At 68.2% G+C, this 24,105-nt stretch carries 21 protein-coding genes; 9 read left to right on the forward strand and 12 right to left on the reverse strand.

What is annotated here, in order from left to right:
- Positions 1-5: 5 nt before the first annotated feature.
- From AC5DRG_RS28805 to AC5DRG_RS28815, 3 genes are all read right to left on the reverse strand, one after another.
- The gene (locus AC5DRG_RS28805; RefSeq protein WP_491802349.1) at positions 6-1,982 is read right to left on the reverse strand and encodes a PA14 domain-containing protein; all 1,977 of its coding nucleotides are present in this window, start codon (positions 1,980-1,982) and stop codon (positions 6-8) included.
- 117 nt (positions 1,983-2,099) lie between these two features.
- Positions 2,100-2,288, reverse strand: a complete 189-nt coding sequence (locus tag AC5DRG_RS28810; protein WP_491802350.1) for a DUF397 domain-containing protein — start codon at positions 2,286-2,288, stop codon at positions 2,100-2,102.
- 9 nt (positions 2,289-2,297) lie between these two features.
- Positions 2,298-3,179: a helix-turn-helix domain-containing protein gene (locus tag AC5DRG_RS28815; RefSeq protein ID WP_491802351.1), complete on the reverse strand. Its 882-nt coding sequence runs from the start codon at positions 3,177-3,179 to the stop codon at positions 2,298-2,300.
- A 265-nt stretch (positions 3,180-3,444) separates the two neighbouring features.
- On the opposite strand from AC5DRG_RS28815, the gene AC5DRG_RS28820 reads away from it, so the two are divergent.
- Together AC5DRG_RS28820 and AC5DRG_RS28825 are read left to right on the forward strand one after the other, a co-directional pair.
- On the forward strand, positions 3,445-3,897 hold the full coding sequence (locus AC5DRG_RS28820) for an ATP-binding protein (protein ID WP_491802352.1): 453 nt from the start codon (positions 3,445-3,447) through the stop codon (positions 3,895-3,897).
- Between the two features lie 103 nt (positions 3,898-4,000).
- The gene (locus AC5DRG_RS28825) at positions 4,001-4,660 is read left to right on the forward strand and encodes a Uma2 family endonuclease (RefSeq protein ID WP_491802353.1); all 660 of its coding nucleotides are present in this window, start codon (positions 4,001-4,003) and stop codon (positions 4,658-4,660) included.
- Between the two features lie 31 nt (positions 4,661-4,691).
- On the opposite strand, the gene AC5DRG_RS28830 is transcribed toward AC5DRG_RS28825, so the two are convergent.
- Positions 4,692-6,989: a fibronectin type III domain-containing protein gene (locus AC5DRG_RS28830; protein ID WP_491802354.1), complete on the reverse strand. Its 2,298-nt coding sequence runs from the start codon at positions 6,987-6,989 to the stop codon at positions 4,692-4,694.
- A 308-nt stretch (positions 6,990-7,297) separates the two neighbouring features.
- On the opposite strand from AC5DRG_RS28830, the gene AC5DRG_RS28835 reads away from it, so the two are divergent.
- Positions 7,298-8,407: a sugar ABC transporter substrate-binding protein gene (locus AC5DRG_RS28835; protein ID WP_491802355.1), complete on the forward strand. Its 1,110-nt coding sequence runs from the start codon at positions 7,298-7,300 to the stop codon at positions 8,405-8,407.
- Positions 8,408-8,480: 73 nt separating this feature from the next.
- Here the strand turns inward: AC5DRG_RS28835 and AC5DRG_RS28840 are convergent, their stop codons facing one another.
- From AC5DRG_RS28840 to AC5DRG_RS28850, 3 genes are read right to left on the reverse strand one after another with little or no spacing between them, the layout of a single operon-like run.
- Positions 8,481-9,323 carry a transglutaminase family protein gene (locus AC5DRG_RS28840; RefSeq protein WP_491802356.1) on the reverse strand — a complete coding sequence of 281 codons (843 nt, stop codon included), beginning with the start codon at positions 9,321-9,323 and terminating at the stop codon, positions 8,481-8,483.
- Position 9,324: 1 nt separating this feature from the next.
- A complete protein-coding gene (locus AC5DRG_RS28845) occupies positions 9,325-10,257 on the reverse strand; it encodes an alpha-E domain-containing protein (RefSeq protein ID WP_491802357.1) in 933 nt (310 codons plus the stop codon).
- Positions 10,254-11,798, reverse strand: coding sequence for a circularly permuted type 2 ATP-grasp protein (locus tag AC5DRG_RS28850; protein WP_491802358.1), 1,545 nt, complete (start codon positions 11,796-11,798; stop codon positions 10,254-10,256). The genes AC5DRG_RS28845 and AC5DRG_RS28850 overlap by 4 nt, the downstream gene beginning before the upstream one ends.
- Positions 11,799-12,182: 384 nt before the next feature.
- On the opposite strand from AC5DRG_RS28850, the gene AC5DRG_RS28855 reads away from it, so the two are divergent.
- Complete coding sequence (locus tag AC5DRG_RS28855) at positions 12,183-13,256, forward strand: helix-turn-helix transcriptional regulator (RefSeq protein WP_491802359.1); 1,074 nt, start codon at positions 12,183-12,185, stop codon at positions 13,254-13,256.
- Here the strand turns inward: AC5DRG_RS28855 and AC5DRG_RS28860 are convergent.
- The 3 genes from AC5DRG_RS28860 to AC5DRG_RS28870 are packed head-to-tail and all read right to left on the reverse strand — an operon-like array spanning position 13,195 to position 16,219.
- Positions 13,195-14,208 carry a helix-turn-helix transcriptional regulator gene (locus tag AC5DRG_RS28860; RefSeq protein WP_491802360.1) on the reverse strand — a complete coding sequence of 338 codons (1,014 nt, stop codon included), beginning with the start codon at positions 14,206-14,208 and terminating at the stop codon, positions 13,195-13,197. The genes AC5DRG_RS28855 and AC5DRG_RS28860 overlap by 62 nt on opposite strands.
- Entirely contained in the window at positions 14,205-15,188 is a 984-nt protein-coding gene (locus AC5DRG_RS28865) for a helix-turn-helix transcriptional regulator (protein WP_491802361.1), read from the reverse strand. The genes AC5DRG_RS28860 and AC5DRG_RS28865 overlap by 4 nt, the downstream gene beginning before the upstream one ends.
- Before the next feature lie 20 nt (positions 15,189-15,208).
- Positions 15,209-16,219, reverse strand: coding sequence for a helix-turn-helix transcriptional regulator (locus AC5DRG_RS28870; RefSeq protein WP_491802362.1), 1,011 nt, complete (start codon positions 16,217-16,219; stop codon positions 15,209-15,211).
- A gap of 282 nt (positions 16,220-16,501) precedes the next feature.
- On the opposite strand from AC5DRG_RS28870, the gene AC5DRG_RS28875 reads away from it, so the two are divergent.
- Positions 16,502-16,837: a hypothetical protein gene (locus AC5DRG_RS28875; RefSeq protein WP_491802363.1), complete on the forward strand. Its 336-nt coding sequence runs from the start codon at positions 16,502-16,504 to the stop codon at positions 16,835-16,837.
- Between the two features lie 160 nt (positions 16,838-16,997).
- Here AC5DRG_RS28875 and AC5DRG_RS28880 read toward each other — a convergent pair whose 3' ends face one another.
- The gene (locus tag AC5DRG_RS28880; RefSeq protein ID WP_491802364.1) at positions 16,998-17,411 is read right to left on the reverse strand and encodes a pyridoxamine 5'-phosphate oxidase family protein; all 414 of its coding nucleotides are present in this window, start codon (positions 17,409-17,411) and stop codon (positions 16,998-17,000) included.
- A 110-nt stretch (positions 17,412-17,521) separates the two neighbouring features.
- Between AC5DRG_RS28880 and clpB the strand changes: the two genes are divergently transcribed.
- The 4 genes from clpB (at position 17,522) to AC5DRG_RS28900 (ending at position 22,849) form a co-directional block, all read left to right on the forward strand.
- Complete coding sequence (gene clpB / locus AC5DRG_RS28885) at positions 17,522-20,119, forward strand: ATP-dependent chaperone ClpB (protein ID WP_491802365.1); 2,598 nt, start codon at positions 17,522-17,524, stop codon at positions 20,117-20,119.
- Positions 20,120-20,252: 133 nt separating this feature from the next.
- Entirely contained in the window at positions 20,253-21,533 is a 1,281-nt protein-coding gene (locus AC5DRG_RS28890) for an AAA family ATPase (protein ID WP_491802366.1), read from the forward strand.
- 46 nt (positions 21,534-21,579) lie between these two features.
- Positions 21,580-22,101 carry an RloB family protein gene (locus AC5DRG_RS28895; RefSeq protein ID WP_491802367.1) on the forward strand — a complete coding sequence of 174 codons (522 nt, stop codon included), beginning with the start codon at positions 21,580-21,582 and terminating at the stop codon, positions 22,099-22,101.
- 196 nt (positions 22,102-22,297) lie between these two features.
- Complete coding sequence (locus tag AC5DRG_RS28900; protein ID WP_491802368.1) at positions 22,298-22,849, forward strand: YbjN domain-containing protein; 552 nt, start codon at positions 22,298-22,300, stop codon at positions 22,847-22,849.
- A gap of 38 nt (positions 22,850-22,887) precedes the next feature.
- Here AC5DRG_RS28900 and AC5DRG_RS28905 read toward each other — a convergent pair whose 3' ends face one another.
- The gene (locus tag AC5DRG_RS28905) at positions 22,888-24,099 is read right to left on the reverse strand and encodes a hypothetical protein (protein WP_491802369.1); all 1,212 of its coding nucleotides are present in this window, start codon (positions 24,097-24,099) and stop codon (positions 22,888-22,890) included.
- Positions 24,100-24,105 lie beyond the last annotated feature (6 nt).

The following is a 24,105-nucleotide window of genomic DNA, read 5'->3' on the forward strand; positions in this document are numbered from 1 at the left end:
CGTTCTCAGGAGGCCGGCGGTATGGCGACGCTCACCAGGAGCGGCAGTGAGGTGGTGCCGTCCTCGCGGACGCCGACGACCTGGTACCACAGGGACGTTCCGGTCGGGACGTTCGCGTCGGTGAGCGGCGAGGAGTCCGGCAGCGCGTCGAAGGTGGCGGTCTGCGGGTTCCAGCGGGCTCCCCGGAAACTCGCGTAGTGCTCCGTGCCCGCCGGCACCCAGGCGCTCAACTGGACATTGCCGAGGGCGTTGAAATATGCGGAGGCCGCGTGGGTGGCCCCGGCCGGGGTCTCCACCGTGGGCCGCAGATCGTGCTCGGTGACGTGGACGGTGGTGCCCGCGCTGAGGTTCTCGGCGAAGTCGGCGGGCCGGACGACGTAGCAGAGGTTCTCGCCGTCCGCGAGGTTGACGTCCTGGTACGAGGTCTCGGTCACGGCGGTGTACCCGAGCTTCTCGGGGTCCGTGCACACGCCGTCGACGGTGGTGCCCCGCCACACGGTGTACTCGTCGAGGTCGGCGTCCGCCACCTTCGACCAGGTCAGGGACGTGCCCCAGTCCTCGACCGTGGCGGTCAGGGACGCCGGAACCGCGGGCGCCTGCTTGTCGGTGCCGGTGGTGGCCGCCACCTCGCCGCTGCGCAGGCCCTCCTTGTCGTTGCTGTCGTAGCCGCTGACCGCATAGCGGTAGGCGGTGTTGGTGCCCGCCGACCAGTCGGTGCAGTAGTAATGGCGGCTGCCGTCGGCGAACGTGCGCCGGGTCCAGCGGCAGCGCTCTGTCACCTCGACCCAGTCGGTGCTCGTGCCGGTGGCGCGGTAGATCCGGAAGCCCATGTAGTCACCGCCGGTCTTGGTGTCCGCGTCCCAGATCACGGTGACCGCGCCGGAGTGCGGGAAGGCCTGGCCGATCGTGGGCGCGGCCACCAGTCGGTGGGCGGTCTTGGATGTGGAGTAGGCGGTGACCCGGCCGCTCGCGTCGATCGCGGCGACCTGGTACGTGTTGTCGGCGGAACGGGTCGCGCCGGTGTCGGCCATCGACGTACCCGTGGTCACCCAGGTGGCGTCGTCATCGTCGCTGGAAGCCCAGCGCACCACTCGGTACTTGACCGCCCCGGGCACGGCGTCCCAGCCGAGGGTGACCCCGGTGTCGGTGCCGGTGGCGGTGAAGCCGGTCGGCGTGGTGACGGCGAGGCTGGTCACCGTGGCGATCGAGGTGTCGGCCGAGTAGTTGTGGGCCTTGTCGTACGCCCGCAGCAGGTACTCGTACGTCTCCCCGGTGGCTGGCGGGGTGTCGGTGTACGAGGTGGTGGTGGTCCCCAGGTGACGCAGGATCTGCCAGCCGGTGGTACCGGCCACGCGCCGGTAGAGCCGGTATTCGAGCAGGTCCATCTCGACGTTCTTCTTCCAGCTCAGTTTTGCCTGCTGGGTGGCGTCGGTGTAGGTGGCGGTGAGGCCGGCCGGGGCGAGTGGCTTGACCTTGTCCACGGTCGCGTCGGTCCGGGGTGCGTAGGTGACCTTGACCTTGGCGGTGCCGGTCCAGTTGACGTAGTCGATCCGCAGAGTGTGCTTGCCCTTGGGGATCGTCACGTTCACGGTCTTGGAGCGTGAACCGGTGGTGTTGGACCAGAGATTGATCTTGCGGCTGCCGTCCAGGAAGACGCGGATGCCGTCCGTCCCGGTGGCACTCAGAGCGAACGGCCCACCCGAGCCGAAGTCGCGCGTCACGGTCCAGCGGACGCCGAACTTGTCCTTGGGGAGCCCGGAGGCGGGGGCTCCCGTCCAGCTCTGGTCGATCGCGCTGTCGCAGTCGGTCTTCTTTGCCGTACCGGAGAGGGTGGTGTTGGCGAAGAACTGCCGCTTGTAGACCGGGGAGTTGCAGGTCGTGGCGGCGGAGACCGGGGCGGCGGTGGCGGCGAGGAGCCCGCCCGCGGCGGCGAGCACGACGGTGGCGGCTGCGGCCGTGGTCGTGCGTCTGGCTGGGTTCATTCGGTCCTTCAAGTCCTGATTGTCTACGCGTCAACGGCAGGCAAAGAGAGGCCGCCGATGATCAGGACTCGTGAAGGAGGGGGTTGGTTGTACGGGAGGTGCGTGGGTGTTCTCAGGTTATGGGCGGGGGATTGTTTTGAGGTGAGCCAGGAGGGCGGTCAGGGGCTCGGAGGTGGTGGGGATCACCGTGGTTGGGGTGTCGCTCTCGCGTAGGCGGATCGTTCCGTCGGGGGCGGTGGCGAGGTTGAGGCAGTTGCCTTCGGGGCCGCCGCTGAACGACGACTTCTGCCAGGTCAGTTCGGGCACCTGGGCCTCCTAGAGCGCGTAGAGGAGGTGCTGGATGAGGGCCAGCGAATCCTTCACGGAGTGTGCTTCCGGGGCCAACGATACGTCGATGGGTGGCAGGGCGTTCTCGGCCAGGCGGTCGAAGAGGGAGGAGTACCGCTGGAGCTGGTCCTGCTCGGTTAAGTAGTGGAAGCCGAGGGGCTGTTCGACGATCGTCGTGCTCAGCTCGGGGCTGCTCGGGACGATGTGGGTGAAGTTCCCGACGAGGGCCGAGTACGCCTGGGCGCTGAACGGGTAGATCTGGATGGTCACGTTCGGCAGGCGTCCGAGCTCAAGGAGCCGGAGCAACTGCTTGCGTACGACCTCGGTGCCGCCGAACCGCATGTGCAGGGCGGCTTCGTGGATCACGGCGTGCACCTCGGGCGGGTTCTCGCCGGTGAGGATCCGCTGCCGCTCCATCCGGAAGCTCAGCGCCTCCTCGATGTTCTCGAAGCCCAGCTTGGGGCTGGTGAAGATGGCCCGAGCGTAGTCGGCGGTCTGGAAGAGGCCCGGGATGAACGAGGGCTCGTGCGTCCGCAGCTCGACGGCGTCCGCTTCCAGTTCGGCCAGGTTGAGTGGGCCGGGGCCGAGGTGCTTCTTGTAGGCGCTCCACCAGCCCTTGCCGGTTGCCTCCGACATGGAGATCAGCGCCTCTATGTGCGTATGGCTCGTACAACCGTACAGCTCGCAGAGTGTGCGGAGGCGCTCGGTGGTGATGGCCGTACGGGCCGTCTCGATCTGGCTGAGTTGCACGCGGCCGATGCCGATGGCCGCCGCGGCTTGGCTTGCGGTCAGGCCGGCCTGCTCGCGCAGTAGTTGCAGCTCGCTGCCGAGTCGCCGCTGGCGCTCGCTGACCGTCGTACGCAGTCCCAAGGTTCACTCCTGATCGCTTCGGTCAAAGTCTGCTCTGCTTTTGGTGATTGGTCTACGGAATCTCCGTTTTGGTTGTACCTGTAATACTCCTGTGGCTACCTTTGGTGTGGCGCCGATAACCCTCCGGAACCGTACCGGAGTCCTCCAACTCCCCCTGCCCGCAAGCGAAAGAGCACCCGAACCGGCACCCGGCCGGACTCGGGCGGAGCCATCGCGGGCAGACCCCCGCACTTCACGCCACCCCCCACCAGGAGTTGACCCATCTATGGAAGCCGCCCGCCGGGCACCCCACCGGCCCGCCCAACTCGCCCACCACTACAGCCTCTTCGCCCCCGGCGACGTCACCTCCCCCCGCGTCTGCCGGGACTTCGTACGCGCCGTCCTCTTCACCCACGACCTGGAACCCCTCGTCATGCCGGCGGCCCTCTGCACCTCGGAACTCGTCACGAACGTGCACCTGCACACCAAGGGCTCCGCGATGATCCGCATCCGGCTGACCCCGGCGCGGCTGCGGGTGAGCGTGTTCGACGAGAGCCCGGATCCGCCGGTCACCTCTGGCGTCGCGGTGACTGCCTGCTGGGGGAGGGGCCTCGCGCTTGTGGAGGAGGTCGCGGACTTGTGGGGCGTTGCCGTCGATAGGGCTGGGCGGTTTGCGAAGGGGGTGTGGTTCGAGCTGAGTGGGGACGGTGGATTGTTTTTTCCTCACTCGAACGGGTGAGCCCTGGCTATCCCCCCTGGTCAGCCCAATCGTCGTACCTACCGTGATCGCGTTGCTTGTGCCCCAAGGACGCCAAGCCCACACTTGAGGAGGTGACGCCACCATGACCGCTCTTGCGCACGAGAGGCCCGAGACCATGCCTGACATCAGGACCGAGTCCGTGTCCCCGGCTGAGATCGACGCCGACCTGGACAAGGTCGTGTGGCGGGCATGGAAGGCCATGGAACTCCCCGAGGGCTACCGCGCTGAGATCATCGAGGGAGCCATCGAGGTGTCGCCCACCGGCCGCTACTCGCACAGCCAGATCATCTTCTTGCTCAAGGAGGCGCTGGGAGAGTTTCTGAGGGGTGGGGACTTCGCCGCCCGACATGACACGAACATCGTCCACGACGGCAGCGCATGGGTGCCTGACCTGTTCGTCGTCGCCAGGGACGCCGAGCGCTACGTGACGGATGACGGCCTCGGCCTCACAGCCTCGGGCGTCCGGGTCGTGTTTGAAGTCGTGTCTCCCGGAAAGCGCAACCAGGACCGCGACCGGGTCAAGAAGCGCCGCGAATACGCCCGTGCCGGCATCCCCGTCTACGTGCTCATCGATGACTACGACGACCAGGGCTCTGTCACCGTCCTCACCGAACCCCAGCCCGAGAAGGCCGACTGGATCGGGGTGCACCGCGTCCCCTACGGCACCGACGTCACCATCCCCGAAGGCCCCGCCAAGGGCTTCGTGATCGGTGAGGGGATCACGGGCCCCCGGCGGAGCTGAGGCCTGGGTCAGGGAATCAGGCCGCCGGATTTCACGGCTGGAGGATCACATGGTCGGCGCCGGGCAGGGACTGGGTGCCGTCGGCGTAGTGGGCGGTCACCCAGTAGAAGTGGGTGGTGCCCTTGGCCGCGGTGGTGTCGAAGTACCAGTTGTCGGACGTGGTCGTCAGCAGCTCGTACTGCTCGCTGACCGGGTTCCAGCGGTGGATGTCGTAACCGGTCGCGGAGTCGAGCGGCTCCCACCAGAGGTGGGTGCGGGCGTCCTCCAGGTTCCACTCGCTCGCCGTCACGGTGAGCGGTGAGCCCTCCGGGGTGGCGACGGAGGGGGTCAGGTCCAGCTCGTCCACGACAGCCCGGTTCGCTGTGCCGGTCGACATGTAGCTGGAGTTGCCCGCCTGGTCCAGGGCGTCCACGAAGTAGCACACCGACTCGCCGTCGGGGAGGGCGACATCGCGGTAGAAGCTGAGGCCGAAGGACTGCTGCGCCACCTCCGAGGCGGAGCACTCCTGCTCGCCACCCGAGTCACCGACCAGGGTGCCCCGGTAGACCACGTACCGGTACATGTCCTCCTCGGTGCTGTCGGCCCAGTCCAGCTCGATGCCGTACTCCGTCGCGGTGGCCGTGAGGCCGGTGACAGGGGCGGGCGCCGTGTCGGAGGTGAGCGTGGTGACGGTCACCGGGTCGGTGCGGAAGGACGGGGTGGTGTAGTACAGGGCCTCCACCGCGTAGTGGTAGGTCGTACCCTCCTTGGCGTCGTCGTCGGTGCAGGTGTACCGGCGGCTGCCGTCGGCGAGTTCGGTGTACGTGGTGGGGCAGATCACCCCCGACGAGCCCACCGGCAGCGTCGTCGAGCGGTACACGTGGAAGTCGGTGTACGGGGCGTCCTCCGGCTTCATCGTCCACTGGAGGGTCACGCTGCCGATGCCCGCGGACGCCGTGAGGTCGCGGGGGGTGGCGATGGGCCGGGTCACCATCTGGAGTTCGGTGTACGGCGAGACATGGCCCGAGCCGTCCACCGCGGCCACCCGGTACTTGGCGATCTCGCCGCGTTCGAGCGAGTCGTCGGTGAGGCTCACGGTGTACGCGAGATCCCAGGACTTGGTGACGGTGCCGTAGAAGTCCGTCCGCTCCACCCGGTACTTCACCGCGGCGCCGACCCCCGACCAGTTCAGCTCGGCGCCCGTGTCGGTGGCGTTCGCGGCGAACCAGGCGGGCGTCTCCAGCACGATGCTGGTGACGAGCACGTCGGCGGTGCCGGCCGACTCGTTGCCCGCCTTGTCGTGGGCGCGGACCTCGTAGTAGTAGACCTCGCCGGTCGCGGGCGGGGTGTCGGTGAGGGTCGTCGACGTGGTCGTCCCGACCTCCGCCCAGCTGGTGCTGCCCTGCAGCCGCCGGTAGAGGCGGTAGCCGGCGAGGTCCGTCTCCTGGTTCTTCGTCCAGGTCAGCTTCGCCACGTTGGTCGTCGTGTCGTACGACACCAGCGGGTCCAGTGGCGCGGCGGGCGCCGCCGTGTCGACGGTGGTGACGCCCTGGTCGGCGCTGCCGGCCGACTCGTTGCCCGCCTTGTCGTAGGCGCGGACCTCGTAGTAGTACGTCTCCCCGGTCGCGGGCGGGTTGTCCGTGTACGACGTCGAGGTCGTCGTCGCGAGCGGCGTGCTGCCGAACGCGGCCCCCTTCAGACGCCGGTAGACGCGATACCCGGCGAGGTCCATCTCCTTCTCCTTGTTCTTCGCCCAGGTCAGCTTGGCCTTGCCGGTGGCCGAGGCGTACGTCACCGACGCGCCCGTCGGCGTCAGCGGCTTGACCTTGTCGACCGTGGCCGAAGTGCGGGGTGTGTACGTGAACTTGACGTTGGCCTTGCCGGTCCAGTTGACGTAGTCGACGCGGAGGGTGTGCTTGCCCTTCGGGACGGTGATGTTCACCGTCTTCTTCACCGTCGAGGAAACGTTCTTCCACAGGTTGATCTTGCGGGCGTTCGTCGTTCCGGGGTCCAGGTAGACCCGTATGCCGTCCTGCGCGGAGGCGGCCAAGGAGAACGGGCCGCCGGAGCCGAAGTCGCGGGTGACGGTCCAGCGGACGCCGAAGTTGTTGCTCGGCAGTCCCGAAGCCGGGGCGCCCGTGCCCCAGTTCTGGTCGATCGCGCTGTCGCAGTCGGTCTTCTTCGCCGTACCGGAGAAGGTGGTGTTCGCGAAGAACTGCCGCTTGTAGACCGGCGACGCGCAGGTGGTCGCGGCCGAGGCCGGGACGGCGACGGCGGTGAGCAGGCCGCCGGCGGTGGCGAGCACGACGGCGGTCGCTGCCGCGGTCGTCGTGCGTCTGGCTGGGTTCATTCGGTCCTCTGGTCGGGATCGGAACGGCTCGGAACTGTCTGGACGAGGCTGTCGTGATCACGACTCGTGAAGAATGGTCTTGGTTGTGCGGATCTTGGTACTCCGCTTGACGGACGCGGGGTGGAGAGTCCGTAAAGGGCGTTTGGAGGGGGTTCCGCGACCCCTTCACACCCCAAACGGAACGTGATGTTGCAATCCCGTTAAGTAGTTCCGCTTGACGCCGGTGGGCGTGGCCGCGTTGGCTTTTGAGTCACCTGGGTCGCAACGCTGCACCCACGTCCTGAAGACACCAGAAGTGAGCCCCCGAAATGCGTCGTACCGCCATAGCCGCCGTGGCCGCGTCCACGATGACCCTGTCGCTCGCCGCCTGTGGCGTGCTGGACGCATCCTCCGACGCCGGCGAGGCGAGCCCGACCAAGGGCAACGACATCACCGTGGGCCTCCTGCTGCCGGAGAAGGCCAACTCCCGCTACGAGAACTTCGACTACCCGATCATCAAGAAGAAGGTCGAGTCCCTCACCAAGAACATCGGCAAGGTCGACTACGCCAACGCCGACCAGGACGCCGACAAGCAGGCCGAGCAGCTCCAGCAGATGGTCGACGAGAAGGCCGACGTGATCATCCTGGACGCCGTCGACGCGCACGCCATCGCGAGCGGGGTCAAGAAGGCCAAGGACGCCGGGATCCCGGTCATCGCCTACGACCGCCTGGCCGAAGGTCCGATCGACGCGTACATCTCCTTCGACAACGAGCTCGTCGGCGAGGTCCAGGGCCGTTCCCTCATGGAGTCCCTCGGGTCGAACGTCACCACCTCCACCAAGATCGTCATGATGAACGGCTCGTCCACCGACCCCAACGCCGCCCAGTTCAAGGAGGGCGCGCTCTCCGAGATCGACGGCAAGGTGGACATCGCCGCGACCTTCGACACCAAGGACTGGAAGCCGGAGAACGCCCAGGCCAACATGACCGAGGCGATCAACGAGTTCGGCGCGAGCAACATCAAGGCCGTCTACTCCGCCAACGACGGCATGGCCGGCGGCATCATCAAGGCCCTCCAGGCCGCGGGCGTCACCAACCTGCCGCCGATCACCGGCCAGGACGCGGAACTGGCCGCGGTGCAGCGGATCCTCACCGGCGAGCAGTACATGAGCGTCTACAAGTCGTACCCGCAGGAGGCCGAGGCCGTCGCGGAGATGGCCGTGGCCAAGGTCCAGGGCCGCGACATCCAGTTCGACTCCCTCACCCGCGACAAGGTCGACAGCCCCACCCAGAAGGACGTCCCCTCACAGCTTGTCCCCGTCGTCGCCCTGACGAAGGACAACATCAAGGAAACCGTCCTCGCGGACGACATCTACAAGCTGTCCGACATCTGCACCAACAAGTACGAGGCGGCCTGCGAGGCGGCCGGCCTGAAGTAGTTCACGGAGCCGTGACGCGGTGGGAGGGCCGGGGGTGTTCCCCCGGCCCTCCCACCGCGTCTTACGTGCCCCGTCACGCCACCCGGGTGAACTCCACCGTCACCTCCGGCGGTCCGCCCGCCACGCCCCGGTAGATGCCCTTGTGCGGGGTCACGTCGTCGTAGTCGCGGCCTCGGCCGACCACGACGTGGGACTCGTCGGCGCGGGTGCGGTTGGTGGGGTCGTAGCCGCACCAGTCGCCCGCCCAGTACTCGACCCAGGCGTGGCTCTGGCCGGCGACCGGGCGGTGCAACTCCGCCTCGCGCTCGGGGTGGAGGTAGCCGGAGACGTAGCGGGTCGGCAGGCCCAGGGAGCGGAGCAGGGCGATGGTGACGTGGGCGATGTCCTGGCAGACGCCCGCGCCCTGCTCCCAGGCCTCGGCCGCGGAAGTGTTCACGCCCGTGGCGCCGGGAATGTACGAGACCCGGTCGGCGACCAACGACGACACCGCGACCGTCGTCTCGTGCGGGTCGAGGCCGGCGGCCGCCTCCCGCGCCTTCTCCACCAGCTCCGGCGGGACGATCGTACGAGGCGTCGCGTTCGCGAATTCCAGCAGGCGGGAGTTGGCGGTGCGTTCGGCGATTTCTGCCCATTCCGGTGCCTCGGTGAGCGGGGCCGGTGGGGACGTCTCCACCAGACTCGACGCCGTGATGGTGAGGTCGGCGTGCGGGTCCATGAGCTCGAAGCCGGTGACCTGGGTGCCCCAGTAGTCCCAGTACGACCAGGTCGACGCCGCCGGACTGATGCCGACCCGGGAGTCCAGAGTCGTCTGGAAGGGCAGGGTCAGCGGGGTCATGCGGACCTCGTTGTGCGAGGAGACGGCCGCCTGGGCGTACGACACACGGGTGATGTGGCGGATACGAAGCCTACGGGTCATCTCAGGCTCCTTCCTGGGCCCACTCGACGGGCCCCTGGTACGGGAAGAACCGCTCCGCCACCGCTTCCGCCGAGGCCATACAGGCGTGCTGCAAGTCCTTGAGGAGGGAGGGGAGTTGGTCTTCCAGAGCGTGCGAGTCCAGGTATTCGAGGCGGGTGCGAAGGCGGCCTATCGGGCGGCGGGCCGGGTCATGGCGTGGACGCCCGAGGGCGGTGAGGCACTCCTCGGCCGTCGTCAGCGCGTGCAGTGCCGAGCGCGGGAAGTCCCGGTCCAGGAGCAGGAATTCGGCCACGCGCGGGCTGTCGCCGAAACCGCTGTGCACGCGCGCGTACGCCTCGTCCGCCCCGCTCGCGCTGAGCAGCGTCGTCCAGTCGGGCGCGTGGGCGGCGTCCAACACCCGTACGTTCAGCAGCCGTACGGTCATGTCCACCCGCTCCAGGCTGCGCCCCAGGACGACGAAACGCCAGCTGTCGTCCCGGCTCATGGTGGAGTCCGCGAGCCCGAAGAAGAGGGCGGCCCGGCGTCGTACGAGCTCCAGATAGGCGTACGGGCCGGTGCGGCGCGCCGCCAGACGCTGGTCGGCGAGCGCGTGCCACGTCGAGTTGAGGCACTCCCACATCTCCGAGGACACCGCCTCGCGGGCGCTGCGCGCGTTCAGCCGGGCAGCGCCGAGCGCGCCCTCGATGGAGCAGGTGGAGCGGGCGTCGAACGCCAGCTGGTCCAGGACCTGTTGCATGTCCACGCGGGCAGCGCCCGCGTCGACGCCGAGGATCGCGTACAGCGACCGGCAGGCCGCGTCCTCGTCACGCCAGGGGTCCTCCAGCATGCGGTGGAGATACGCGTCGAGGATGCGGCCGGTGATGTCCGCGCGCTCGACGTAACGGCCCGTCCACGTCAGGGCCTCGGCTATCCGGGAGAGGATCACGTCGTTCACTGCTGCGCTCCTTCCTGTACGACCGTGGGGTTGCCGTCGGGACCGAGCTGGCGGGGTGCGACCGCGGGGAGTCCGCCCTCGGCGGACACCGGGGTCGGCTGATCGGCGGGGCCTTCCGCGAGCACCCAGGTGTCCTTGGAGCCGCCGCCCTGGCTGGAGTTGACGATCAGGTTGCCCTCCTGGAGGGCGACTCGGGTGAGGCCGCCGGGGAGGACCCAGACATCGTTGCCGTCGTTGACGGCGAAGGGGCGCAGGTCGATGTGGCGTGGTGCCATGCGCTCGCCCGCGAGGGTGGGGGAGGTGGACAGGGCGACGGGCCGCTGGGCGATCCAGCCGCGCGGGTCGGCGGCGACGGCCTCACGGGTGCGCTCCAGGGTCTCCCGGTCGGCCTTCGGACCGATGACGATGCCCTGGCCGCCGGCCCCGTCGACGGGCTTGATGACCAGCTGGTCGATCTGGTCGAGGACGGCCTCCAGCTGCCCTGGTTCGTCGGGCCGGAATGACTCGACGTTGGGCAGAATCGGTTCCTCTGAGAGGTAGTAGCGGATGAGGTCGGGGACGTAGGTGTAGAGGAGCTTGTCGTCCGCGATTCCGTTCCCGACGGCGTTTGCGAGTGTGACGTTGCCGGCCTGGGCGGCGCCCATGATGCCCGGGCAGCCGATCACCGAGTCGGGGCGGAAGTGCAGCGGATCGAGGAAGTCGTCGTCCAGGCGCCGGTATACGACATGCACGGGCACCTCGCCGCGCGTGGTCCGCATCCAGACCCGGTTGTTGCGGCAGACCAGGTCGTGCCCCTCGACGAGTTGCACGCCCATCAGCCGGGCGAGCAGAGCGTGCTCGAAGTAGGCGGCGTTGCTGGGGCCGGGGGTCAGGACGACGACCCGCGGGTCCGAGGCCCCGGCGGGCGCGGCGGCGCGCAGGGCGGCGAGCAGTCTGTGCGCGTACCCGTCCACGGGCACGACGTGCTGCTCGGCGAAGAGGGAGGGGAAGATCCGGGTCATGGCGCGCCGGTTCTCGATGACGTAGGACACGCCCGAGGGCACCCGCACGTTGTCTTCCAGCACCCGGAAGTCCCCGGCCTCGTCCCGTACGAGGTCGATGCCGGCGACGTGGATCCGTACCCCGCCGGGCGGTTCGACCCCGTGGGCGGCGCGATGGAAGTGCGCGGAGTTGAGCAGCAGCCGCCAGGGCACGACACCGTCCTCGAAGGCACGGCAGTGACCGTAGGCGTCGGCGAGATAGGCCTCAAGGGCCCGGACTCTCTGGCTCACCCCCCGTTGTATGAGATCCCATTCCAGGGCGTCGAGGATCCTGGGCACCAGGTCGAGCGGCCAGGGCCGCTCCTCGCCCGCGAAGGCGTAGGTCACGCCACGGTCCGTGAACGCCCGGGCCATCTGGTCCGCCCGGAAGCGCAGTTCACTCGGTTCGATCGGCTGAAGTGCTGCCAGCACCGGCTCATAGGCGGTCCTGACCTCACCCGGCCGCTCAAACATCTCGTCCCACGCATCGGCCAACGCGTATGCGTCAAATATGTCCGCCATGACTGGACGTTAAGGGCGGTACGTAACGCGACGATCACTCCGGCATTTCCGGCAGCTCACGCGCGTACGACACATACGGGTGGGGCCGGGCAGGCCCTGGGCGGGGTGGTACCGCGGCCCCGGCCCGAGGGGGAATTCCGGCCGGGACCGCGCAGGGTGTCTTAACAGGTGCCGGACACCCGGAGGAAGCGGGTTCCACGATGCACGGGGTGGGTACGGACCACCACCATCAGCTTGTTGCAACGCGACGGACGGAGGCGGGGAAAAAGTGGTGCGTATGGGCGGATTCCGGTGTTCGCTGTGGAGGGAGCCGTGTTGCGGAGCAGGTCTGGTCCGCGCATAGTTGCGCTGCAAAAGACGCCGGAACCGGGGGTGAGATGGGCGATGGCAGGGCACGGGGCGGATGAACATCCACACGGTGCCGACCGGCTGTGCGCAGCCGGGGACCGCGTGTACTCCCGGGCCGTACGACGGGGTCGGGTGCCGCGCCTGGACGCGGAACCGGTGCCCTGTCTGCTGGAACTGGCGCTGCTGCACCCCGACCCCGACGACATGGACTGGCTGGTGCCGACCTCCCCGCAGGAGGTCATGACCCGGCTGCTGCGCGGGGTGTACGACGAGGTCAGCGCGAGTCAGCGGCGGGTGGGCTCGGCGGTGGAGGCCTTCGAGTGGTACGCGGGCCTGGGCCGGCGCCTGCCGGTGGCCCAGGCCGAGGGTACGGCGATCCGGGTCCTGGACGGTCTCGCCCGTATCCAGGCCGCGATGGACGAGGCGACCGAGGCGTGCACGGGCGAGGTCCTCACGGTCCAGCCCGGCGGCATCCGCCGCGAGCCGGAACTGTCGGAGGGCCTGCACCGGGCGATGACCCTGCGCGGCCGGGGCGTACGCATGCGGGACCTGTACACGCACGTGGCGAGGCACGGCCAGGGCCTGCTGAACTACCTGGAGCTGATGGGCGACGCGGTGGAGGCCCGGACGCTGGACGAGGTCATCGACCGCCTGATCCTCTTCGACCGCACGGTGGCGTTCATCCCAGCGAACACGGATCGCACAGTGGCCCTTGAGCTTCGCCACCCGGCGCTGGTGGAGTACCTGTTCACGGTCTTCGAACGGCTGTGGCGCCTGGCGATCCCCCTGACAGCACCTTTGCCGGACACGGGCATCGAGGGAATCTCCCACCGGGAACAGTCCATCGCCGCCCTGCTCGCGGAGGGCCACCAGGACGCGGTGATCGCGGAACGGCTGGGGATAAGCGTCCGCACCTGCCGGGCCCACATCGCCCGCCTGTCGGAGACGCTGGGGGCGGCCAGCCGTACGCAGCTGGGGGTCCGGATCGCGCAGGTCGGGCTGGACGGACCGGGGCAGGGCGGGATGGAGAGTGCGGCCGTGGCCGAGATCAGGATTCCTGTTCCGGGCTCCGGTCCTGTGGCTGGTCAAGAATCCCCGACTGTCCGATGAGGTAGCCGAGCTGGGCGCGGCTTTCGCTGCCGAGGGTGGCGGCGAGTTTGGCTATGTGGACTCGGGCGGTGCGGATGTTCATGCCGAGGCGGTCGGCTATTACGGCGTCGGTGTGGCCTTCGATGAGGAGGGCGGCGATGGCGCGTTGGCGCGGGGTGATGCCGTTCAGCGAGGGTTGGCGGGCGGCTTCGGGGTACATCGGGGTGGCGAGGCGCCAGAGGCGGTCGAAGGTGGTTGTGAGGTAGCCGACTATGGCTGGGTGGCGGACTTCCAGTGCCATCGAGGCGTCCCCGTTGGCGGGGATGAACGCGACCGCCCGGTCGATGGCTATGAGACGGTCCGTGACTTCGTCGAGCGTGCGGGCTTCTACGTCGCCTCTCAGCTGTTCGTAGCGGGAGTGGACTAGCGGCACGTGGCGCTGTGTGTGCTGGTAAATGGTGCGGATACGGCAGCTGCGGTCGAGCAGGGCCTGGTCGCGGTGCATGGCGGCGGCCTGGGCGGTCAGTCCGCGTTGATTGCTGTAGTCGGTGTGGGGCTGAATGCAGAGCATCTCCCGCGTCGCGTCGGCCATGGCCTCAGTGATGGCGAGGTTGATCCGCTCCGAACCGCTGAGGACTCTGATCGTCGGGGTGTCCGGTGCCTCGGTGCGGCGGGAGTCGATCCGCATGAGGGACTCGAAGGTCTCCGCCAGCAGGGCCTCCCGCCGCCGTTCGTCGGCGACGCGGTCCGCCGAGGAGCGCAGGAGTCGGTGGAGGGCGGCGGCCGGGGTGACGGGCTCCAGCCGGCTCAGATCGTCGACGGCCGGGTGCAGCAGCCCGAAGTCGATCAGGCAGGGTGCCGTGGCGACGTCAGCGGCGACCATGTGCCCTTCGCGCAGGGCGCGTGCGTACAGCTCCACTCCTGCTGTGCACAGTTCTTCCGCTCCGTGGCTCGGGTGTGGGGCCCCGGTCAATGCGTCGTTCCCTCCTGCTTGAGGATCCCTGATTCTGCGATGAGGTAGCCGAGTTGGGCGCGGCTTTCGCTGCCGAGGGTGGCGGCGAGTTTGGCTATGTGGACTCGGGCGGTGCGGATGTTCATGCCCAGGCGGTCGGCTATTACGGCGTCGGTGTGGCCTTCGACGAGGAGGGCGGCGATGGCCTGCTGGCGAGGGGTGATGCCGTTGAGGGACGGGCGTTGGACGGTCTCGGGGTACATGGGGGTGGCCAGGCGCCACAGTCGGTCGAAGACCGTGACGAGGAAGGCGACCAAGGCTGGGTGGCGGACCTCCAGGGCGATGGCGCGGTCCTTGCTGGCGGGGACGTAGGCGACCGTGCGGTCGATGATGATCAGACGGTCGGTGACCTCGTCGAGGGAGCGGGCTTCGACGTCGCCGCTCAGATGCTCGTAGCGGGCATGGATCGCCGGCAGGTGACGGTATGTGTGCTGGTAGAGGGTGCGGATGCGGCCGCCTCGGTCGAGCAGGGCCTGGTCGCGCTCCAAAGGAGGCCCGAGCGTTAGGTCGGGACGGCGGTGGTGGGGCTGGACGGCGAGCAGTTCACCGGAGACGGTGGCCATGGCCTGGGCGATCGCCAGGTTGATCCGGTCGAACCCGCTGAGGATGCCGATGCTCGGTGTGTCCGTCGCCGTAAGCCTCCCGTCGATCCGCATCAATGGTTCGAACATTTCGGCCAGCCGCTCCTCGCGCTGCCGCTCGTCGGCGATGCGCTCCTCGGCGGCTCGAAGCAGGCGGTGAAGAGCCGTGGCGGGCGCGACGGGTTCCAACCAGTCCAGGTTCTCGACTGAGGGATGCAGCAGACCGAAGTCGATCAGGCAGGGCGCCGCGTCGGCGTCCTCGGCTCGCACCCGCCCGTGGCGCAGGGCCTGCTCGTACACTGCCGTGCCGACGGAGCAGAGATCCTCCGCGCTGTGCTCTGGATGTGGTGCCAGGGTCACTGCGTCTCTCCCCGCTGGATTCACTGCTCCTGTCTGAGAATTCCTGACTGGGCTATGAGATAGCCGAGCTGGGCGCGGCTGCCGCTTCCCAGGGCCGTGGCCAGTTTGGCTATGTGGGCCCGGCACGTGCGCACGTTCATGCCCAGGCGGCGGGCTATGGCCTCGTCGACGTGCCCCTCCACGAGGAGCTTGGCGATGGAGTGCTGGATGTTGGTGATGCCGTCAGGGGCGGTTTCGTACGGGGCGCCGGCGCTCAGGGGGACCGCACGGTCCCACATGAACTCGAACACCTTGATCAGGTAGCGGACGAGGCCCGGATGGCGCAGTTCCAGGGCGACCTGCTGGTCATCGCGGGTGGGGATGAAGGCAACGGTCTCGTCGCAGATGATGAGGCGCTCGACCAGCTCGTCAATGGTCCGGTACTCCACCTTGCCGTTGGCGAGCTGGGCCACGTAGGCCAGCTTCTCGGGGTTGTACCGGGCCGTGTGTTGATACAGCGTCCGGATCCGCACGCCGCGTTCTATCAACGGCCTGTCGCGTTCCAGCCCCCGAAGGAGGCTGCGCTCGGAGAATCGGTCGCTCGGCTGGATCGTCAGCACCTCGGTCTGGCATTGAGTCGTGGCCAGATTGAGTGCCGCGTTGATGCGCTCACCACCCTCCAGCACCGTGATCGAGTCCGTGGTCGACGTCGTCTGGGCGCTGAGGGCCATGAACGGCTCGAAAGCATCGGCAAGTTCGATCGACAGTCGCCTGCTGTCGGTGATCTGCTGCTCTATCGGGTTGAGCCGCTGTGCCAGGGCGACCGACGGAGGAACGGGGCGCAGCCAGTCCTGGTCGTCAGGATCGGGGTGAAGCAGGGCGAAGTCCATCAGACATGGAGCGACCTCCACCTCCACACGGGCGATACGTCCCATGCGTAGAGCGTTCGCATAAAGACGGCCACCCTCCTCGCACAGCTCCGTCACCGCGTGGGGATGCGTCGCTTTAATACGATTCGTTGTCAAATCTCCACCCCCCAGGGTCCTGAACATGCAGGAACATGATGCATCGATTGTGTGGCCATGACGTGCCTGAATGAGCCATCGTCTTACTCGACGGGGGAAGTGGGGACCTTCAAGTGAGGACGAAGCCGACTATGCGTAACAGAATGCTTCGCTCGGTGCTTGTCGCCGCCTTCTCCGCCGTTGTTGTGGCCCTCGGAGTGCTGACGGGCCCCTCAGATGCGAAGAGCGACGTTCGGGCGGACACGAGCTGGCCGGGCGTGGCAGTGTCCATCGCCCCTGATGATGTGACAGATGGAGCCGGGAGCTGACATGACCACCCCGCCCGACGACCGTTCCTTCCGCCGCGAGATGGCCACGGCCTATCGCTCCGGCTGGCACTTCATCGACCTGGCCACCGCCATCCCCCACAGCGGTGACTCGTTGATGGTGACCGTCTTCGGTGAGCCGGTCGTCGTGACGCGGGACGAGAACGAAGACCTGCAGGCGTACCGGTGTCTGCGGCGGCCTCGGGGGGCGCCGCAGCCCGTCCGGTGTGCCATTCGGTACGGAATGATTTTTGTGAACCTGGACCAGCGGGACCACAGCCTCACGGGCCCCGACGTCCCGGATATAGAGACCATCTCAGCCACCCCCCGCAGTGCCTGACGCGATTCCCCCGTCGCAACAGATCGCTCAGGTGCTTCCCCCCGCAGCGGCGTCACCGTGACCTGAACACGGTGACGCCGCTGCAGTTTTGGGCGACATTTCCGGTTATCCGCCGTATCGGCGCCCACTTCTCCGTGGCCGGAAATGATCGATCAAGCCGTCAAGCCCGTCCCGTCGCCCGCTCCACCACGATCTCGATCACCACCCGCGACGGATTCACCCCCGGCGTCCGGCCGTAACGCTCCGCATACCGCCGCTCGGCCTCCGTGATCCTCCCGGGGTCCGCCGACACCGTCGCCCTCCCCTCCAGCGTGGCCCAGCGCCGCCCGTCCACCTGGCACATGGCGACCAGTGCCCCCTCCGGCCCCGCCGCCAGCACATTGCCCACCTTCTTGCTGGCCTTGTTCGCGATGACCCGAGCCAGTCGCGCGCCGGGATCGTATGTAACCCCGACAGGCACCACGTGAGGGCTGCCGTCAGGGCGGAGGGTCGTCAGGGTGCACAGGTGCCGTTCGCGCCAGAAGCTGAGGTACGACGCGTCGGGATCGCCCAGGTCTACGGGATATGTGGCCATGGCCCGGAATTTAGCCCCCCGGATGCCCCCCGGGCGCCACCTTGAGTGGAATAGACTCAACTTTATCTACGTTGCTCAAGTCAGGCTGACGCAAGGAGGAGAACGCGAAAGTGGACGCCGAGCTGACCAACCGGAGCCGGGACGCGATCAACGCGGCCACCCAGCGGGCCGTGTCCGGGGGGCACCCCGATTTCACCCCGGCCCACCTGCTCCTCGCGCTGCTCGCGGGGGAGGACAACGAGAACATCACCGACCTGCTGGCCGCCGTCGAGGCCGACCAGGCCGCCGTACGCGATGGCGCGGAGCGGGTCCTCGCCGGGCTGCCCAGCGTGACCGGGTCCACCGTCTCGCCCCCGCAGCCCAGCCGCGAGCTGCTCGCGGTGGTCCAAGACGCCGCCGAGCGGGCGAAGGAGCTCGGCGACGACTACATCTCCACCGAACACCTGCTCATCGGCATCGCCGCGAAGGGCGGCCGGTCCGGCGACGTACTCTCCCAGCAGGGGGCCAGTGCGAAGAGGCTGCTGGACGCGTTTCAGAAGAGCAGGGGAGGGCGCCGGGTGACCACACCCGACCCCGAGGGCCAGTACAAGGCCCTGGAGAAATTCGGTACGGACTTCACCGCCGCGGCGCGTGAGGGCAAGCTCGATCCGGTCATCGGGCGGGATCAGGAGATCCGGCGGGTCGTCCAGGTGCTGTCCCGCCGCACCAAGAACAACCCCGTCCTCATCGGTGAGCCGGGCGTCGGCAAGACCGCCGTCGTCGAAGGGCTCGCCCAGCGGATCGTGAAGGGCGACGTGCCCGAGTCGCTCAAGAACAAGCGGCTCGTCGCGCTCGACCTCGGCGCGATGGTTGCGGGGGCGAAGTACCGCGGTGAGTTCGAGGAGCGGCTGAAGACCGTACTCGCCGAGATCAAGGACTCCGACGGGCAGATCGTCACCTTCATCGACGAGCTGCACACGGTCGTCGGGGCTGGCGCCGGTGGTGATTCGGCCATGGACGCCGGCAACATGCTCAAGCCCATGCTCGCCCGCGGTGAGCTGCGCATGGTCGGCGCCACCACCCTCGACGAGTACCGCGAGCGGATCGAGAAGGACCCGGCGTTGGAGCGCCGTTTCCAGCAGGTGCTGGTGGCGGAGCCGAGCGTCGAGGACACGATCGCGATCCTGCGCGGACTCAAGGGCCGCTACGAGGCCCACCACAAGGTCGTCATCGCGGACAGCGCGCTCGTCGCGGCCGCAACCCTCTCCGACCGGTACATCACCTCCCGCTTCCTCCCCGACAAGGCCATCGACCTCGTCGACGAGGCCGCCTCCCGCCTCCGCATGGAGATCGACTCCTCCCCCCTGGAGATCGACGAACTCCAGCGCTCCGTCGACCGGTTGAAGATGGAGGAACTCGCCCTCAGCAAGGAGACCGACCCCGCCTCCAAGCAGCGCCTGGTGAAGCTGCGCCGCGATCTCGCCGACCGGGAGGAGGAGTTGCGCGGTCTCACCGCCCGCTGGGAGAAGGAGAAGGAGTCCCTCAACCGCGTCGGCGAGCTGAAGGAGAAGCTCGACGAACTCCGCGGCCAGGCCGAACGGGCCCAGCGCGACGGTGACTTCGACACCGCCTCCAAGCTGCTCTACGGCGAGATCCCCACCCTGGAAAGGGACTTGGAGGCAGCCTCCGAGGCCGAAGTGGAGGCCGCCAAGGGCACGATGGTGAAGGAGGAGGTCGGCCCCGACGACATCGCGGACGTGGTCGGCGCCTGGACCGGGATTCCGGCAGGACGTCTCCTCGAAGGCGAGACGCAGAAACTCCTGCGCATGGAGGAGGAGTTGGGCCGCCGGCTCATCGGCCAGCGCGAGGCCGTCCAGGCGGTGTCCGACGCCGTACGACGCACCCGCGCCGGAATCGCCGACCCGGACCGGCCCACCGGTTCCTTCCTCTTCCTCGGCCCGACGGGCGTAGGCAAGACCGAGCTCGCGAAAGCCCTCGCCGACTTCCTCTTCGACGACGAGCGGGCCATGGTCCGCATCGACATGTCGGAGTACGGCGAGAAGCACAGCGTGGCCCGCCTGGTCGGCGCCCCGCCCGGCTACGTCGGCTACGAGGAGGGCGGCCAGCTCACGGAAGCGGTGCGCCGACGCCCGTACAGCGTGGTGCTCCTCGACGAGGTGGAGAAGGCGCACCCGGAGGTCTTCGACATCCTCCTCCAGGTGCTGGACGACGGCCGCCTGACGGACGGTCAGGGCCGCACGGTCGACTTCCGCAACACGATCCTGATCCTCACCTCCAACCTGGGCAGCCAGTTCCTCGTGGAGCCGCTGACGTCGGAGGAGGAGAAGAAGCAGCAGGTACTGGAGGTGGTCCGGGCGTCCTTCAAGCCGGAGTTCCTGAACCGCCTCGACGACCTCGTCGTCTTCTCGGCCCTCGGCAAGGACGAGCTGGAGCGGATCGCCCGCCTCCAGATCGACCGCCTCGCCAAGCGCCTCGCCGAGCGTCGTCTCACCCTGGAGATCAGCGACGAGGCCCTGGCCTGGCTCGCCGACGAGGGCAACGACCCCGCCTACGGCGCCCGCCCCCTCCGCCGCCTGGTCCAGACCGCAATCGGCGACCGCCTCGCCAAGGAGATCCTCGCGGGCGAGGTCAAGGACGGCGACACGGTCCGCGTGGACGCCTTCGGCGACGGGCTGATCGTCGGCCCGGCCACGGGGAAGACGCTGTAGTCGGGCAGTGTGCGCGGGCCCGTCACCCCTGTGGGTGGCGGGCCTGTTCTTTGTCAGTTGATGGACCTAGCATGAAGTGAAGCCCAAATTGGAGATTCACTTGTTCACAAGGCCTGAAAGTGGGGTGTAAGGGGTGCTGCTGAGCTTTCGTGTGGCCAATCACGGCTCATTGCGTGAGCCGCAGGAGCTAAACCTCGTACCGGTCTATGAGGACGAGCGGCCGGCTTTGACCGTGGCGGCGATTTACGGGGCGAACGCGTCGGGGAAGTCGACGGTGCTGGACGCGTACGCGTTCTTTCGGCGGGCGGTGGAACAGTCCCAGGCCCGGTGGCTGCCGGGCGCTCCCATCGAGCGGCGGCCGTTTCTGCTGGATCACGAGAGCAGGCATGAGCCGTCGACGTACGCCGTGGATGTGCTGATTGAGGGGGTCCGCCATGTGTACGGCTTCGCGGTCTCCGATACGGAGGTCGAGGAGGAGTGGTTGTACGTCTATCCCAAGGGTCGTAGACGGGTCCTCTTCGAGCGTCGAGGCATGGACGTGACGTTTGGGAACTCACTCACCGGTGAGCGAGCCGCAGCGGAGCGGGTGATGCGGCCGAACAGCCTTTACCTGTCCGCGGCGGCGCAGACGGCGCACGAGCAGTTGGGAGCGGTCTGGGCAGAGTTGAAAGTGGCGAACGTCGTCAACGACCGCACGCGGCATGCCCTCACCGGTGTTGGCTCGTTTCTCACCGAGTTGTTCGAGAGCTTCGAGAGTTGGGGGCTCGCCAGTGGCGACGAGATCCTGGCAGCAGCCGACCTCGGAGTGCACGGTATTCGTCGAGGTTCCGAAGACGACTCGCTGGTCAGGCATTTTGCGGCCACCGAAGGGTGGGACGAAAAGTCGGCCCAAGCCAAAGATGCTATGACGAAGTCCCTGCACTTCGTGCATCGGGTCGGGGCCGAGGAGTTCCTGCTGCCGGCCAAGGACGAGTCGGCCGGTACCAAGACCTGGCTGAACCTGGTCTCCTGGGCGCTGCTTGCTCTGCCGTCGGGGCGCCAGGTCTGGATCGACGAGATCGACGTCAGCCTGCACCCCCTCCTCACGGCCAAGCTCGTCAAGCTGTTCCAGAACCCGGAGCTCAACCCGCTCGGCGCCCAGCTGATCTTCACCACCCACAGTGCCTCGCTGCTCGGCACAATGCTGGGCGAGGAGGTCCTGCGCCGGGATCAGGTCTGGTTCGTGGAGAAGAGCGCGGAGACCGGGGCCTCCGAGCTCTTCCCGCTCAGCGATTTCAAGCCGCGCAAAGGGGAGAACTTCGAGCGGCGCTATCTCGCGGGCAGCTACGGCGCTGTGCCGGTGCTGCCGGACACGGCACTGGAGGACGTGGTCAGGGAGTACTGGGGGGCACATGGCAAGGCCGTTTCCGCGTGAGGGTTCGGGCCGTCGACGTGGCCCGAACCGTAGGTCCGCCAGGACGATGCTCGTCGTCTGCGGCAGCAAGGAGACGGAACGCCAGTACCTCCAGGGATTGAGAGAGCACCTCCGCAATCCCGCGGTTTCCGTGGTCGTGCGCGGCAAGGCCTGTTCGCCGACCCAGCTCGTCGCCTATGCCAAGACGCAGCGGATCGCCGGCAAGGGCAGCTTTGACGAGGTGTGGTGCGTCTTCGACGTGGATCAGTTCGTCGACGTCGCTGAGGCCACGGTCGCCGCGCGTAAGGCAGGCATCCGGGTGGCGATATCCAACCCGTGCTTCGAGTTGTGGCTGCTGCTGCACTTCGCCTCACAGACCGCGCACGTTCCGACGTACAAGAAGTTGCTGCCGCTGCTTCAGAGGCATGTGCCGGGCTACGACAAGACACGCGTCGACTTCGCGGTCTACCGCGAGGGCCACGCCGATGCCGTGGACCGTGCGAGGAAGCTCGACCCGACGGGTGCCGACCACACGAGGAACCCCTCCACGGGCATGTGGCAGCTGACTGAACGGATGGAGGAGCGGTAGAGGCCGGGGCCCGACAACGACGGGCTGATCGTCGGCCCCGCCGCCGGGAAAACGCTCTGAGCTTAATTCCGCCAACGTGGGGTGAACCCGACCGGCAGGCGGTTGCCGGTCGGGGGCGAAGAGAGAGAGGGTGGGGTGCGTACGTCTGGTCTCAGCGATGGCCGGACGAGTCAGACGAGCGCAGGAGTGTCCAATAGTGTCCATCGACCCGTCCTCGATTCCGAACTTCGGGGGCCAGCCCGAGCCGCAGCCCCAAGGTGGACCGGCGGGCCCCGTCGTCCCGGATCAGGACCTCGTGAAGCAGCTCCTCGACCAGATGGAGCTGAAATACGTCGTCGACGACGAGGGTGACCTCGCCGCGCCGTGGGAGCAGTTCCGTACGTACTTCATGTTCCGTGGGGAAGGGGACCAGCAGGTCTTCTCCGTCCGGACGTTCTACGACCGGCCCCACAAGATCGACGAGAAGCCGCTGCTCCTGGAGTCCATCGACGACTGGAACCGGCGGACCCTGTGGCCCAAGGTCTACAGCCACACCCACGACGACGGCACGGTCCGCCTCATCGGCGAGGCCCAGATGCTGATCGGCACGGGCGTGAGCCTGGAGCACTTCGTCTCGTCGACGGTGAGCTGGGTGCGGGCGGCCATCGAGTTCGACAAGTGGCTCGTGGAGCAGCTCGGCCTGGAGCAGGAGATCAACGAGACCGAGAAGCCCGAGGACGACCAGGGCGACAAGGGCGACGAGGAGTAGATCCCAGACCTTCGGGATTCCTCAGACCTTCAGGATTTCTACAGCGGCGTGTGGGCCACTACGACCAGATACGAGCCGTATGTGAACGAGAGCCCGGCCAAGGCGCCGACCACCACGGTCGCGTGCCAGGGCCGGGCTCTCGCCGTGCGGACCACCGCCCTGGCGAGGGGCAGGAGGAGCGGGAAGGCCGGCAGCAGGAAGCGCGGCTTGGACTCGAAGAAGCCCGAGCCGCCCACCGCGATCAGCAGCAGGACCCCGCTGTAGACCAGCAACGGCAGCGGGGCGCGGTCGGCCAACAGCAGGGCGTAGAGCAGCAGCGCCGCCGCTACGATCACCATCGTCATCGGGAAGGCCAGGCGGTCGCCGTGCAGGAGCAGGTGGCGGACGAAGCCCAGTGAGCCCCGGCCGAAGTCGAAGCGTGAGCCCCACAGGCGCTGCACCTCGAAGTAGCCGCCGAGGAGGTCGCCCTTGCGGTGGCCGACCCACAGGACGTACGCCGCCCAGCCGAGCGGGGCGAGCGCCGCGCCCGTCCACAGCCTGTGGGTAACTTCTCGGCCCCGCGTGCGCCAGATCTCGTAGGCCGCCGTCGCGAGGACCGCCGCCGCGACCGCGAACCCGTTGGGCCGGGCCAGCCCCGCCAGCGCCGCCAGCCCGCCCGCCCACACCCAGCGCCCGCTGAGGACGGCGTACAGCGACCAGGCGGCGAAGGCGGTGAGCACCGGTTCGGTGTACGCCATCGACAGCACGACCGAGTGCGGGAGCAGGCCCCAGAGCAGGACGAGCGCGGTCGCCACCCCCCTGCCGTGCAGGCGGGCGCCGATCGCGTGGATGCCGGTGGCCGCTACGGCGGCTGCCGTCCACGACAGGATCAGGCCGGCCGGGGCCCCGCCCAGCGGGCTCAGCTCGGTCACGGTGCGCACCAGCGCCGGGTAGAGCGGGAAGAACGCCAGGTCGCTGTGGGTGATGTCCGGCCCGTAGTGCAGGGTGCGGCCGTATCCGTGGGCCGCGATCCCCAGGTACCAGTTCGAGTCCCAGGACCGGCCGAGCAGCCCGAGCGGATGCCGGCCGGTGGCCCAGGCGACCGCCGCGAGCACGGCCAGCCCGGTCAGCCGGGCGGCGGCGAACAGACCGAGCGCGACGGCCACCGCCGCGAGGGGCCGCCGCGAGCGGAGTGACTTCTCTCCCTGGGATACGTCGGCTGGGTCGCGCTCGGTGACGGCGGGTGGGGCGAGGGCGCTGGCGTGAGTCACATCCGC

The sequence above is a fragment of the Streptomyces sp. JLBG701 genome (assembly GCF_058544905.1).